Origin of the sequence: Streptomyces sp. NPDC102467 (assembly GCF_044765445.1) — a bacterium.
Taxonomy (GTDB): Bacteria; Actinomycetota; Actinomycetes; order Streptomycetales; family Streptomycetaceae; genus Streptomyces.
Genome location: NZ_JBIWKA010000030.1, coordinates 43,187 through 54,628, shown reverse-complemented (window position 1 = coordinate 54,628; position 11,442 = coordinate 43,187). Strand labels below are relative to the sequence as shown.

At 69.8% G+C, this 11,442-nt stretch carries 12 protein-coding genes and 1 pseudogene; 7 read left to right on the top strand and 6 right to left on the bottom strand.

Annotation, left to right across the window (positions count from 1 at the left end):
- A pseudogene (locus tag ACIREE_RS39845) lies at positions 1–100 on the top strand (IS481 family transposase); the annotation flags it as partial.
- Between the two features lie 109 nt (positions 101–209).
- On the opposite strand, the gene ACIREE_RS39840 reads toward ACIREE_RS39845, so the two are convergent.
- Positions 210–464: a hypothetical protein gene (locus tag ACIREE_RS39840; RefSeq protein ID WP_404164030.1), complete on the bottom strand. Its 255-nt coding sequence runs from the start codon at positions 462–464 to the stop codon at positions 210–212.
- 107 nt (positions 465–571) lie between these two features.
- On the opposite strand from ACIREE_RS39840, the gene ACIREE_RS39835 reads away from it, so the two are divergent.
- The 3 genes from ACIREE_RS39835 (at position 572) to ACIREE_RS39825 (ending at position 2,573) form a co-directional block, all read left to right on the top strand.
- Complete coding sequence (locus ACIREE_RS39835; RefSeq protein WP_404164028.1) at positions 572–1,180, top strand: TetR/AcrR family transcriptional regulator; 609 nt, start codon at positions 572–574, stop codon at positions 1,178–1,180.
- 140 nt (positions 1,181–1,320) lie between these two features.
- On the top strand, positions 1,321–2,073 hold the full coding sequence (locus tag ACIREE_RS39830; RefSeq protein WP_404164036.1) for an alpha/beta fold hydrolase: 753 nt from the start codon (positions 1,321–1,323) through the stop codon (positions 2,071–2,073).
- Positions 2,073–2,573 carry a hypothetical protein gene (locus ACIREE_RS39825; RefSeq protein ID WP_404164025.1) on the top strand — a complete coding sequence of 167 codons (501 nt, stop codon included), beginning with the start codon at positions 2,073–2,075 and terminating at the stop codon, positions 2,571–2,573. The genes ACIREE_RS39830 and ACIREE_RS39825 overlap by 1 nt, the downstream gene beginning before the upstream one ends.
- Positions 2,574–2,845: 272 nt before the next feature.
- On the opposite strand, the gene ACIREE_RS39820 is transcribed toward ACIREE_RS39825, so the two are convergent.
- The gene (locus tag ACIREE_RS39820; protein WP_404164022.1) at positions 2,846–3,478 is read right to left on the bottom strand and encodes a TetR/AcrR family transcriptional regulator; all 633 of its coding nucleotides are present in this window, start codon (positions 3,476–3,478) and stop codon (positions 2,846–2,848) included.
- 223 nt (positions 3,479–3,701) lie between these two features.
- On the opposite strand from ACIREE_RS39820, the gene ACIREE_RS39815 reads away from it, so the two are divergent.
- Both ACIREE_RS39815 and ACIREE_RS39810 read left to right on the top strand, forming a co-directional pair.
- Complete coding sequence (locus tag ACIREE_RS39815; RefSeq protein ID WP_404164021.1) at positions 3,702–5,099, top strand: MFS transporter; 1,398 nt, start codon at positions 3,702–3,704, stop codon at positions 5,097–5,099.
- Positions 5,096–6,340, top strand: a complete 1,245-nt coding sequence (locus tag ACIREE_RS39810; RefSeq protein WP_404164018.1) for an FAD-dependent monooxygenase — start codon at positions 5,096–5,098, stop codon at positions 6,338–6,340. Before ACIREE_RS39815 ends, ACIREE_RS39810 begins: the two co-directional genes overlap by 4 nt.
- A 3-nt stretch (positions 6,341–6,343) precedes the next feature.
- Here the strand turns inward: ACIREE_RS39810 and ACIREE_RS39805 are convergent, their stop codons facing one another.
- On the bottom strand, positions 6,344–6,985 hold the full coding sequence (locus tag ACIREE_RS39805) for an SRPBCC family protein (RefSeq protein ID WP_404164015.1): 642 nt from the start codon (positions 6,983–6,985) through the stop codon (positions 6,344–6,346).
- A gap of 28 nt (positions 6,986–7,013) precedes the next feature.
- Here ACIREE_RS39805 and ACIREE_RS39800 point away from each other — a divergent pair, with 28 nt between their 5' ends.
- Positions 7,014–7,343 (top strand): hypothetical protein, encoded by a 330-nt coding sequence (locus tag ACIREE_RS39800; protein WP_404164013.1) that lies wholly within the window; start codon positions 7,014–7,016, stop codon positions 7,341–7,343.
- Here the strand turns inward: ACIREE_RS39800 and ACIREE_RS39795 are convergent.
- From ACIREE_RS39795 to ACIREE_RS39785, 3 genes are read right to left on the bottom strand one after another with little or no spacing between them, the layout of a single operon-like run.
- On the bottom strand, positions 7,328–9,292 hold the full coding sequence (locus tag ACIREE_RS39795) for a glycogen debranching N-terminal domain-containing protein (protein ID WP_404164010.1): 1,965 nt from the start codon (positions 9,290–9,292) through the stop codon (positions 7,328–7,330). The two genes, ACIREE_RS39800 and ACIREE_RS39795, sit on opposite strands and share 16 nt — an antisense overlap.
- Positions 9,289–10,638 carry an MGH1-like glycoside hydrolase domain-containing protein gene (locus tag ACIREE_RS39790; RefSeq protein ID WP_404164008.1) on the bottom strand — a complete coding sequence of 450 codons (1,350 nt, stop codon included), beginning with the start codon at positions 10,636–10,638 and terminating at the stop codon, positions 9,289–9,291. Before ACIREE_RS39790 ends, ACIREE_RS39795 begins: the two co-directional genes overlap by 4 nt.
- The gene (locus ACIREE_RS39785) at positions 10,635–11,435 is read right to left on the bottom strand and encodes a TIM barrel protein (RefSeq protein WP_404164005.1); all 801 of its coding nucleotides are present in this window, start codon (positions 11,433–11,435) and stop codon (positions 10,635–10,637) included. The genes ACIREE_RS39790 and ACIREE_RS39785 overlap by 4 nt, the downstream gene beginning before the upstream one ends.
- Positions 11,436–11,442: the final 7 nt, after the last annotated feature.

Sequence of the window (11,442 nt, the reverse complement as noted above, 5' to 3'; positions counted from 1 at the left end):
CGACTGGCTGCACACCTACAATCACCACCGCGGACACACCGCGCTGAAAGGCCAACCACCCGTCAGCCGCGTCCCCAACCTCACGGGTCAATACAGCTAGGGCTTCCGGGCGGCGTTGCCTGTCGGGTCGACGTCAGGCGCGGCCGCGAGATCCGCCATACATGTCCGGAGTTATTCAACTCGTCGGTCGGCCCGGGGACTTCTCACGGTCAGCGGTTCGTTCGCTTCCTCCTGTAGTGGCCGCGCGCCGCCATGCCGAGCAGCACCACACCCGCGAAGCCGACCAGGAGCGTCACCCACCCTGGCGCCTGTGCTGCCCGCAGTAGGCCGGCGACACCAAAGCTCGTATCCCACCCGGCTTCCGTGATGGCGGAGCCGAAGCCTTGAATGGCGAGGATGGCGCCGAACAGCCACAGCAGCCCCTGGCCTGCCTTGTTGTCCGACGTCTCGAACTGCTTCGTCACGATGAGCCGTCCCTTCCGGTGTCGTGCATCGTTGTGATGCGACTGCATCACATCGTGGGGGGAAGTCGGTTACGATGCAAGTGCATCAGAAAACGGAAGGGAAAAATGTGCCCAAGCAGGTGGACTATGACGAGCGGCGCCGGCGGATCGCCGAGGCCGTCTGTACCTTGATCGCGCGCTCCGGCATGGAGGCCGTCAGCCTCCGCGACGTCGCTGCCCAGGCCGAGGTGTCCATGGGCGCTGTCCAGCGCTGCTTCCGCACCAAGGAAGACATGCTGCTCTTCGCCCTGGAGCACATTTCCCAGTACGTCAGCGAGCGCGCCGGCCAACGCATCGCCGCCACCTCCACACCCCAGGCCGCATCGACCCTGCTGGCTCACACCCTGGCCGAACTCGCCCTGCTCGACGACGCATCCAAGACGCAGGCACATGTCTGGCTGGCCTTTGTCACCTCCGCCCCCGCCAACGACACATTGGCCGCCGTCCTGCGTGACACGTATGCCAAGCTCCACGACCTCATCGCGTGGCTCGTCAGGTACGGCCAGGACACCGGGGAAATCCTTCCGCACCTCGACGCGGATCACGAAGCGCAGACGCTCCTCGCCCTGGCCGACGGCCTCACGGTCCACGTCCTGGCGGGCAGTCACTCCCCGGCAGAGGCGCAGGCCGTCCTCCAACGCCACAGCGACCGCCTGCTGCGCCACGGCCCCAAGTAGCGCTGCACAGCCCACTGGGCAGTTCCCGCTTCCCTCCATTTGCCGCGTCCCAAGGGTGGTAGTTCCTTCTGCCCGGAGGAGTCGCAACGGGCGAGGCCTGTGAGGGGTGATGGCGGTGTGATGGTGGACCGGTGGATCGGATGACAGAGGCCGGGCTCTTCACCCGCAGGTTCGGGGTGCTGCCCCGCAGCGGCGCCCCTGCCGTGGTGCTCGTACATGGGCTCGGGCTCTCGGGGCGGTACTTCGTGCCGCTCGCACGCCGGCTCGCCGAGCGCGGGGCGGCCGTGCTGGTGCCCGACCTGCCGGGCACCGCGCGTTCGCGCGCCGCCGTTGCCCGAGCGCCCGATGTCAGGCAACTCGCCCTGGCCCTGGCGCACTGGCACCGCAGCCTCGCCCTGGCGCCGAGTCTCCTGGTGGCCAACTCGGTCGGCTGCCAGGTGGCCGCGGCATTGGCCGCCAGCAACCCGCGCATGGTGCGCCGGCTGGTCCTGGTCGGTCCGGCACTCGACCCGGGCGCGTCGGGCCGGCACCACTGTGCCCGCCTGCTCCGCGACGCGCCCCGTGAGCCCCTTCGTCTGCTCGCGGTGGCCGCGTCCGACTACCTGGTGACCGGCCCCTTGCGCTGTGCTGCCTCGTTCCGCCATGCCCTGCGGGACTCGGCCGAGTCGTTCGAGGCGAACCTGGCGCAGGTCCGCGTGCCGACGCTCGTCGTACGCGGAGCGGGCGACCCCATCGCCTCCCGGTCCTGGATCCGGCGGGTGGCAGGCCTGGTCGGCGACGGACGCACGGCAGAGATCCCGGGCGCAGCCCATGCGGCCCACTACAGCGCGCCGGATGTCATGGCGACGCTGATCCAGAAATTCGCGGCGACCGAGCCGGGAGGACCTGCCTGATGTCGTCACAGCCTTCCGGCCCCTCACAGCCAGGGCGGACAGAACGGCCCTCTCCCTGGCTGCGTCTGCTGCCCGGCATCTCTCCCAAGCGCCGCGGATTCGTGCTGGCCTGGTGGGGGTTCACGCTCACCTTCGGCGGAATGCGGCTGCTCACATGGCTCATCCACATCGACGTGGCCGGGGTCGGTGACATGGAGGCCGGCGGAGTCCACCTGCACCACTACGTGTGGGGAATCCTGTTGCTCATCGTGGTCGGCGCGGCAGGCCTGGTCGAACGCTCGGCGCGGGCACGCGCCTGGATGGGGCTCGCCTACGGGGTGGGCGTGGCCCTCATCATCGACGAAGCCGCCCTGTTGATCAGCCTGGAAGACGTCTACTGGGACACCGAGGGCGGGCTCAGTATCGGCATCGCCATCGCCGTGATCGCCGTCGCGGGAAGCGTTCTGGCACTCACGCGGGGGCGGCGCGCCTCCCGAGCGGACCAGGACGACGACGCCTGACGCCCCCGAGCGCAACGCTGCGCCCCCTGTTTCTGCTGTAGAACTCGACCACCATGGCGGTCCGTAGGGGAATGAACCCACGCCGACGCGTGAGGACGAGCGAGACTGCGGCCCATGCAGAGAGGACCCTGGCGAAGACTGTGCGCGGCGCTGACCGCGGGCGCCGCCCTCCTGACGCCCGACGGAACGCGAACGTCCCCATGGCCCCTACTACCGCCGCCCCCACTTCCGCCGCTGCTTCCTTTCACGCGCCTTGCAGAGACCGCCCGGCCCTACGCGGTTCGGTAGGCCCGGAGAAAGGTCCGCACTCCCGCGACGATGAGGGGCTGGACGCGGGTGTCCTCCGCGGCATTCGCGGAACCGAGCCTGTCCAGCGCGACGCCGAAGGTCAGCGCGATGAACTGGTCGGCCGCGAGCCGGGGATCGGGGACGTCGAGCAGCCCGGCCGCGCCGAAGGCGGCGAACCGGTCGGCGATCGCCTCGTCGGGGGTGTCGGCCATGGAGTTGTAGCCCCGGTGCGGCAGGTGGCCGGATTCCGCCCGGACCAGCCGTTGCAGCGTCGCGTACTCCGCCGAGCCGAGCATGTCGGTGGCGATGCGCATCGAGAACGTGACCAGGGCGTCCTCCAGGTCGGCGCCCTCGGTGCGGTCGGTGAGGGTGTCGTCGAGGGTGTGCCGGATCGTGGTGATCATCGACTGGCCGACGGCATCGACGACTGCCTGCAGCAGCGTCTGCTTGTCGCCGAAGTAGTCGTAGACCGTCCGCTTGGACACCTCGGCCCGGGCGGCGACCGCGTCGACGCTTGACCGGTCGAAGCCGTCGGCGAGGAACAGTTCCCGGGCCGCCGAGAGGATGGCGGCCCGCTTCCGCGTGGACCCCTCGCGCAGTGTCTTCGTGGTCGGCATGGGCACATCTTAGCCGCTTCTCGTCCTACACTGCACGGTGTAGTGTAGTAATTGTTCAACGGATGCCACAGCCGTGTCGCCCGCTGAGCTCGGCGGCGCCGTGCACGCGCCAACTCTGGTTTCGCTGCGCCGAGTTCAGTCCTCCGGAAGCCCTCTGACCTGTCGACAGGGCGCGCCACGCACACCCCGCCCCGCGCGAACGGCAACGACGGAAAGGACGTTCATGACCGCAACTCTGGCTTCCCCGGCCCGCGTTGGGAGGGCCGCTGTCTGGGCCCTCGGCATGCTGGCAGTCGCCACCGGCGCCTTGGAGTCGGTGGTCACACCCACGCTGCCGCTCCTGCAACGCGAGCTGGATATGAGCCCCGCCGAAGGGGCCTTGCTCAGCATCGTGCTTCTCATCACCGGCGCTCTCGTCACCCCGATCGCCGGCAAGTTAGGGGACCGCTACGGCGGGAAACGGGTCCTGATCCGGCTGATGGCGGTGGTCTCCGCCGGTGGTCTGGTGTCGGCCCTGGCACCGAACCTGCCGGTGTTGCTGCTCGGCCAGGTACTCCAGGGGGCGATGGTGGGCGCGCTGCCCCTGTCGTTCATCCTGGTGCGCGAACACCTTCCCGCGGGCGAGTCGAAGGTGGCCATCGGGACGGTCAGCGGATTGTTCGTCGGGGGCGGGATGGCGGGAACGCTGTCGGCCGGGCCCGTGGCGGAAGGGCTGTCCCGGCACTGGATGTTCGCGCTGCCGACGATCGCGGTCATCGGGTCCACCCTCCTTGTGAACAGGCTGATGCCGCAGGATGCGCCGGGCCGGTCGGACGACACCGGGGTCGACTGGGCAGGCCTGCTTCTTTTGAGCGGGACGCTGGTCACGCTCATGCTCGTGCTCGCCCTTGCGCCCGACATCGCCTCGCAGCCACTTGTGCTCGGCGCCCTCGTCGTGGTTCTGGCCGCCTTCGCGACGGGCTGGACAGCCGTCGAACGTCGCGCGGTCTCGCCGATGGTCGATCTGCGTATGCTCGCCCGGCCCGCGGTGTGGAAGTCGTGTGTGCTGACGTTCGTGATCTGTGTCGGCACCTCGGTGCCGGTCTATCTCGTCCCGCAGTTGTTCGCGGTGCCCGCCGGTGAGTACGGCTTCGGGGCCAGTGCCACCGAGATCGGCTTCTTCCTGCTGCCGGGCGCCGTGGCCGCGTCGCTGGCAGGCCCGATCGGTGGGATCGGGGCGCGGCGTTTCGGCTCGCGTGCCGTGGTCACCGCCGGGATCGTCATCATGGCCGCCGCCCTGATCGCCCTGGCAGCCGTGCACACCGAGGTCTGGCACCTCGTCATCGGCAAGATGCTGATCGCGCTTGCCAACGGTCTGTGCGTCACGGCGATGGTGACCAGCACCGCCACGTCCGTCGACCGAAGTGACACCGGCATCGCCACCAGCCTGGTCCTGGTGACTCGCGTGCTCGGTTACGCCGTGGGTGTGCAGGCCAGTGGCGCGATCCTCACCGCCGGGACCCGCTCCGGGTCGGATGTCCCGGCCGAATCGGCTTTCGTCACCGGATTCGTCATAGCCGGCGCCGTCACGGCGCTGTCCCTGTTCGTCGCCCGCACCATGAACAAAGGAGTCAAGGGATGACCCGCACCGATCGGTTGAGGAATGCCCGGACCATGCCCAGGCGCAAGGTTCTGATCTCCGGGGCCAGCATCGCGGGGCCCGCCCTCGCGTTCTGGTTGAACCGTCATGGATTCGCGGTCACGGTGGTCGAGAAGGCGGGCTCGCTTCGGGGCGGTGGTTACCCCATCGATGTGCGGGGCACCGCACTTGAGGTCGTCCGGAAGATGGGAATCCTGCCGCGGCTGCGGGACGTCCACATCGACCTGCGCCGGCTGACCTTCCTCGATGGGGACGGCAGCGAGGTGGCTTCGGTCGACCCGCACACCGTCACCGGCGGTGTCGCGGGACAGGACCTGGAGGTGCGGCGCGGGGATCTGACCGATGCGCTCTATTCGGCGGTCCGTGACGACGTGGAGTTCATGTTCGACGACTCCATAGACACGCTCGACCAGTCCGGCCACGGGGTCGAGGTCACCTTTCGCGGAGGCAGCAGGCGTACGTACGACATGGTGTTCGGCGCGGATGGTCTGCACTCACGTACCCGCGAGTTCCTGTTCGGCCCCGAGGAGCAGTTCCACCGCTATCTCGGCTACTGCTTCGCCGGTTTCACCATGCGCAACACCTTCGGGCTCGCGGACGAAGTCACGATGTGGAACACCCCGGGCAGGGCCGCGGCACTCTACGCCGTGGGAGACAGCGACGAGGTGCACGCCTTCCTGAACTTCGCCCGACCGGAACCGCCGTTCGACGCGTTCCGCAATCCCGCGGCCCAACGGGACCTGGTCGCCGAGGTCTTCGCCGACGCGGAGTGGGAGGTCCCGGGCATGCTTGCCGCCCTGCGCGACGCGGATGACCTGTTCTTCGACACGGTCAGCCAGATCCGCCTGCCCCGCTGGTCCAGCGGCAGGGTCGCGCTGGTCGGCGACGCCGCGTACGCGCCCTCGTTCCTCACCGGACAGGGATCCAGCCTCGCGCTCGTCGGCGCGTACATGCTCGCCGGTTCCCTGGCCGATCGGGACCACGCCGCGGGCTTCGCCGCCTACGAACAGGACACCCGTGAGTTCGTGACCGTGAACCAGGATCAGGTGGGCGAGGGCGATGCCATGCTCTTCCCGGCCACCGCCCGGGCTTTGGAGCAGCGCAACAACATGCTGCGCAAGCTCAGCGCCGTGCCGTCCGTGTCCTCCGTGCCGTCCGCGGAGGGACGACCGGCCCACTCGGCCCTCGCCCTGCCCGAATTCACCCCTGTCCCGGGGCGGTAGACCTCAAGCCTTCTCGAGGATCGTCTTCAGCTGCGACATCATCACGGTCCAGCCGTCGCTGACGCCCTCGAGCATCTTGGAGTCGGCCGAGGTGAAGCCGTCATGGGTGATGGTCAGCTTGACGCCCACCCCCGGCTCCTCGGACGGCTCGATGTCGAAGGCGACCTTCGAGCGCTCCTTGGCAGCCTCGGCGAACTCCGCGTCGCTCATGCCGAACATCTCCTGGTGCACCGGCTGCAGCCGGTGCCAGGTGTAGGCGAGCCGCTTGCCGGGCTCCGCCTCGGTGACGACCTGGCCCAGGTCCTGCGGTTCGCCGCCGTCCTCGACCGGCCACAGCACCTTCGAGCCGACCTCCCAGTCGGAGGAGGGCGCCCAGCCGCCGTGGTACTGCTTCAGGAACTCCGGGCTGGTCAACCCCTTCCAGAGCTTCTCGGGCGTGGTGTGGATGTAGATGGTGTAGACGTACTCGGGCTTACTCATCGCTGTTCCTTCCAGGGCGTTCTTCAAGTTGCTGAGCGCGGCCAGCCGGCCCCGCTCGTACTGGCCGATCCAGCGGTCGGCGATGTCGTGGATGGGCACGGCGTTGAGGTAGTGCAGCCTCTCCCGGCCGCTGCGGACCGCAGTGACCAGACCCGCCCCCTCCAAGACCGCCAGGTAACAGCTCCGCCGTGCGGTGGAGGCGCATATCCGCTACCACGCCCGCCACCGCCTCGAGGCCTTCGTCGGAAACCGCGAGATCGGCAACCTGGAACCGGAGGACCAGGAGCGGGTCCTCCGTCTCCGCAGCGACTACGAGAGTCGCTTCCGCGAACTCATCGAGCGGGGCGTGGCCGAGGGCGCTTTCGAGGTCGAGTCGGCCAGGGTCGCCTCGTACTCGATCCTGGACATGGGCATCGGCGTGGCCAGCTGGTTCCACGAGGAGGGAGAGTTCTCCGTCGACCAACTCGCCTACCAGCACGGCGACATCGCGCTCCGCATTGCCGGTCGTCAGCGTATCGATTGACGCAGCGCGGTACGCAAGGCCCACGGAGTCGCCGCTGCCCAGGCCTGGGGGGAGCACGAGTGCGGATAGGGGACCGGTCGGGCGGAGGCCGCGCGGTCGTAGCCCCCGAGTACCTCGGGCAGGCGGTGCCCGTGGTGGGCCGCTGCCGCCGTGAGGCCTGCCACCACCCGGGCGACCTCGTCGGCCAGGCCGTAGCGGGCCAGGCCGAGGGCGATGACGCCGTTGTCGTGGGGCCAGGCGCTGCCACGGTGGTAGGACAGGGGGTGGTAGGGGCGCTGGCCCGAGGCCAGGGTGCGGATCGCCCAGCCGGAGAAGAAGTCGGGTTCCAGCAGCCGCCGGCCCACGCGCCGGGCCCGGTCCTCGTCGAGGATGCCCGACCAGAGCAGGTGCCCCGCGTCCGAGGCGAGCGCGTCGACCTGCTGTCCTTCGCCGTCCAGCGCAAGGGCGGGGAAATCGTCCTCCGCCATCCAGAAGTCCCGTCCGAAACGGTCCCGCAACTCGTCGGCCAGCCGGTCCAACTCCCGTGCGTAAGAAGGGTCGTGCCACACGTGCTCCGCGAGGCGTGCCGTTCGGCGGAGCGCGTCGTAGGCGTAACCCTGGGCTTCGCACACGGCGACGGGGCCCCGCGCCTGGGTGCCGTCCTTGTGGCAGACGGCGCCGACGGAGTCCTTCCAGTTCTGGTTGACCAGGCCGCCGGGGTCGGGGGTGTACACCAGGTATCCGTGCTCGGTGAGGCCGCCGTCGCCGAGGAGCCAGTCGACCGCGGACCGGGCGTGCCGCTCCAGGCGGACGGCCAGGGTCGCGTCCTGGGTCACCTCGTAGTGCGCGTGCAGAAGCACCAGGAACAGGGGAGTGGCATCGATCGTCCCGTAGTAACGACCGTAGGGGACCTGCCGGAAGTGGGCGAGTTCCCCGAGCCGTATCTCGTGCACGATGCGGCCGGGCTGTTCGCCACGGAAGGCGTCGTGGCTCTGCCCCTGGGTGGCGGCGAGCGCACTGAGTGTGCCGGCCGCCGTGCCGGGCCGGTAGGGAAGCATGAAGTACGAGGTGAGCAGGGAATCGCGGCCGAACAGGGTCAGGAACCAGGGCACCCCGGCCGCGGGAACGGCCACGGGCTCGCCGTCCACGCCGATGGCCGCGATCGTCAACAGGTCCAGGTCGGCGAGACCTTGGCGGCAGGCCAGGTCCAGATCCTCCGAGACGTCGGGGGAGTCGGCGGTGTCCGGGGAGCCGACGGAATGGACGGCTGTCCTGTCCGTGACGATCGAGGGGAGGTGGGGATCGCCGTGCGGGAGTGCCACGACACCCAGACGCACGTCGGCTCGACCGTGCGGCTCCAGGGCGAGGCGCCAGACAAGCGCGTGGGCCCCCTCGTCCTCGCCGCGTGTGTCCTCGCCGCGTGTGTCCTCGATACGTATGTCGTCGGGCGCGGGGGTGGCGCTCACTGTGGTGCGTACGTGCCAGTCGGCCCTGCGGTAGTCGAACTCGAGCCCCGTGTCGGTGCGGTGGGTCCGGCGCGTCGATCCCGGCTTTGGGTAGTGCCGGTCGTCCGCGCGCAGCTCGAAGGTGTCGGCGAAGTCGGCGGCCAGGGTCAGGACGACGTCGGCGACGAGCGGTTCGGGGCTGTTGCTGACAAGGCTCAGGACATCGGTGAAGGTGCCTGCGCCGACGGTCTGGCGGCGCAGCACCGTGTAGGCGGGCGGCGCGTCGCGGGTGCCCTCGGGGGTCAGGACGCATTCGCCGGTGCCGTCCCCGACGGGCGTGACGGGGGAGAGGACGGCAGGCGCGCTTCCGTCGACGGTGAGCTGCCACAGGCTCAGGTGGCGGCCGTCGCGGACGAACAGGCCGTCGGGCGACGTCCCGCGGGTGCCGGTGATGCCGCCGTCGGCGTCGAGGTGCACGAACGTGGCGTCGCGCACCAGTTGGGCGTGGGGGGCGCCGGTGCTCATCGGCATGTCTCCTGGGTCGTGAGCAGGTCGAGGGTGAGCGCCGCTGTCCAGGAGAAGGCGCGGGCGCCGCGCCCCTCGCCCGTGGTCGGGTCGACGTATTCGGCGAACTGCGTGTCACCGGCCGTGTTGAGGACCGACGAGCGGATCCGGTCGGCGTGGGCGTGCCGTCCGTGCGTCCGCAGGCCACGCTCGACCAGCCAGGCGGTGTTGAACCAGGCGGGACCGCGCCAGTACCGGGTGGGGTCGAAGACCGGCCCCGTCAGGTCGTAACTGGGCACGAGATCACAGGAGTCGGCGCGGAAATGCGGGCCGTCCAGGGTCGCCACCAGACGGTCCACAAGCTCTGCGGGAAGGCCGGGGGCGAGCAGCGGCACGAGCCCGGCCACGCTGCGTTCGCGTACCAGGGTGTCGCTGGTCAGGTCGCGGGCGAGGAACGTGCCTGCTTCATCGTCCCAGAGGCGGTTCACCAGGGCGTCGGTGAGCCTAGCCGCTCGCTGAGTGTGGACCGCGGCGTCCTCGCCCGCCTGGGTGGCGATCTCCGCGAGGGCGAGCTCGCTGGCGATCAACAGAGCGTTGACGCACGGGTCTTCCAGCGCGAAGGCGGGGCGGGCCGTGCGGTCGTCGTAGCCCGCGTCGCGGTAGGCGACGGCGAGTTGGACGTAGCGGCCGTAGTCGAGGTCGGTGGGCCGGTCCGCAGGGTGGCCGTGGTCGAGGTCCGCGCGCCGGAAGGTGTCGGGCGCGGCCGGGTCGACGCGGGCCAACGGGCCGTCCCAGCAGGGGCTGTTGTCCATGCCGGGTTCCCAGGGGTGGACGATGGCGGCGAGGCCGCCGCCGCCCAGGTCGCGGGAGTTCAGCAGGTAGTCGTGCCAGGCGACGAGTCGCGGGTACAGCCTCGGCAGGAAGGCGCGACGCCGCGACTCCTCGGTGTCGGCCTCATGGGTGAGCCAGGCGGCGAGGGCGTGCACGGGCGGCTGGACGATGCCGGAGGTCTCGCACATCGTGGGCGCACCGGCCGCGGCGCCCGCGGTGGAGGACCGCCAGAAGTCGGGGCTGGGAAAGTAGGCGTCGTTGCGCACCGAGGAGTTGAAGACGATGTGCGGGACGCGTCCGTCGCCCCACTGGGCGGCGAACAGTGATTCCAGCTCGCGCTGTGCGCGGCGCGCGGACAGGTGCCGCAGACCGATCGCGATGAACGCGGAGTCCCAGCTCCACTGGTGCGGGTACAGCGTGCGGGAGGGCACGGTGCTGGTGCCCGCCCAGTTGTCGAGGAGGACACGCGTCGCACCGCGCCGCAGGGTCAGGTCTGCGGAGCGGGGCGACGCGGGCCGGTCGAGGAGTGACGTCACGCGCCGGACCCCTTGAGGAACGCGGGCACGGAACGGACCGCCTCGACGGGATCACCGGTCAGCCGGCACTCGGCGGCGAGGTAGCCCTCGTAGCCGATGGTGTGCAGGGCGCTCAGCCAGGCCGGCCAGTCGAGGTGCCCCGCGCCCGGCTGGAAGCGGTTGGAGTCCGACACCTGGGCGTGCCCGATGTAGGGGGCGTGAGCGATGATCGCCGCGGCGGGATCGCTCTCCTCGATGTTCATGTGGTAGCTGTCGATGCCGATCCGCACCGAGTCGAGACCCACCTCTTTGATCAGCTCCGCGGCCTGTTCCAGGCGGTTGACCATGTGGTCCTCGTACCGGTTGAGCGGTTCGAGGTAGAGGGTGACGCCCTCGGCGGCGGCGTGCTCGCCGAGTTCGGTCAGGCCGGACAGCAGGATCTCGCGGTCCTGCTCCTCGGAGCGCGGCGGCTCGAAGGGGGGCAGCCGACGGGAGAACATGCCGTACGAGGCCGGTGTCTGAGCACCGAGTCCGCCGATCTCCGCGATGACGGTGAGCTGCGACTTCATCTGCTCGATGGCGTCACGGCGCAGGTCGTCGTCGAAGGCGGCGAAGAAGTGCAGCATCTCCACGCACACGGTGGGCATGACGACGCCGTCCCCCAGCGCCTGCTTCAACTCCGGTAGCCGGGAGGCGAAGTGGAGGTCGCCCTTGGCACGTAGTTCGATGGCGTCGTAGCCGGCCTGCTGCGCGAACTCCCACTTCTCCTGGAGGGTGGAGCCGGGCAGCAGCTGTTCCTGGGCAGCGGTCTTCAGCATCTCGGTA

What these genes read in the sequence shown, in the direction of transcription:
- ACIREE_RS39810 (WP_404164018.1), top strand. Translation starts at nt 5,096, where the DNA reads ATGACCCGCACCGATCGGTTGAGGAATGCCCGGACCATGCCCAGGCGC.
- ACIREE_RS39825 (WP_404164025.1), top strand. Translation starts at nt 2,073, where the DNA reads ATGTCGTCACAGCCTTCCGGCCCCTCACAGCCAGGGCGGACAGAACGG.
- ACIREE_RS39820 (WP_404164022.1), bottom strand. Translation starts at nt 3,478, where the DNA reads ATGCCGACCACGAAGACACTGCGCGAGGGGTCCACGCGGAAGCGGGCC.
- ACIREE_RS39795 (WP_404164010.1), bottom strand. Translation starts at nt 9,292, where the DNA reads ATGAGCACCGGCGCCCCCCACGCCCAACTGGTGCGCGACGCCACGTTC.
- ACIREE_RS39785 (WP_404164005.1), bottom strand. Translation starts at nt 11,435, where the DNA reads ATGCTGAAGACCGCTGCCCAGGAACAGCTGCTGCCCGGCTCCACCCTC.
- ACIREE_RS39815 (WP_404164021.1), top strand. Translation starts at nt 3,702, where the DNA reads ATGACCGCAACTCTGGCTTCCCCGGCCCGCGTTGGGAGGGCCGCTGTC.
- ACIREE_RS39830 (WP_404164036.1), top strand. Translation starts at nt 1,321, where the DNA reads ATGACAGAGGCCGGGCTCTTCACCCGCAGGTTCGGGGTGCTGCCCCGC.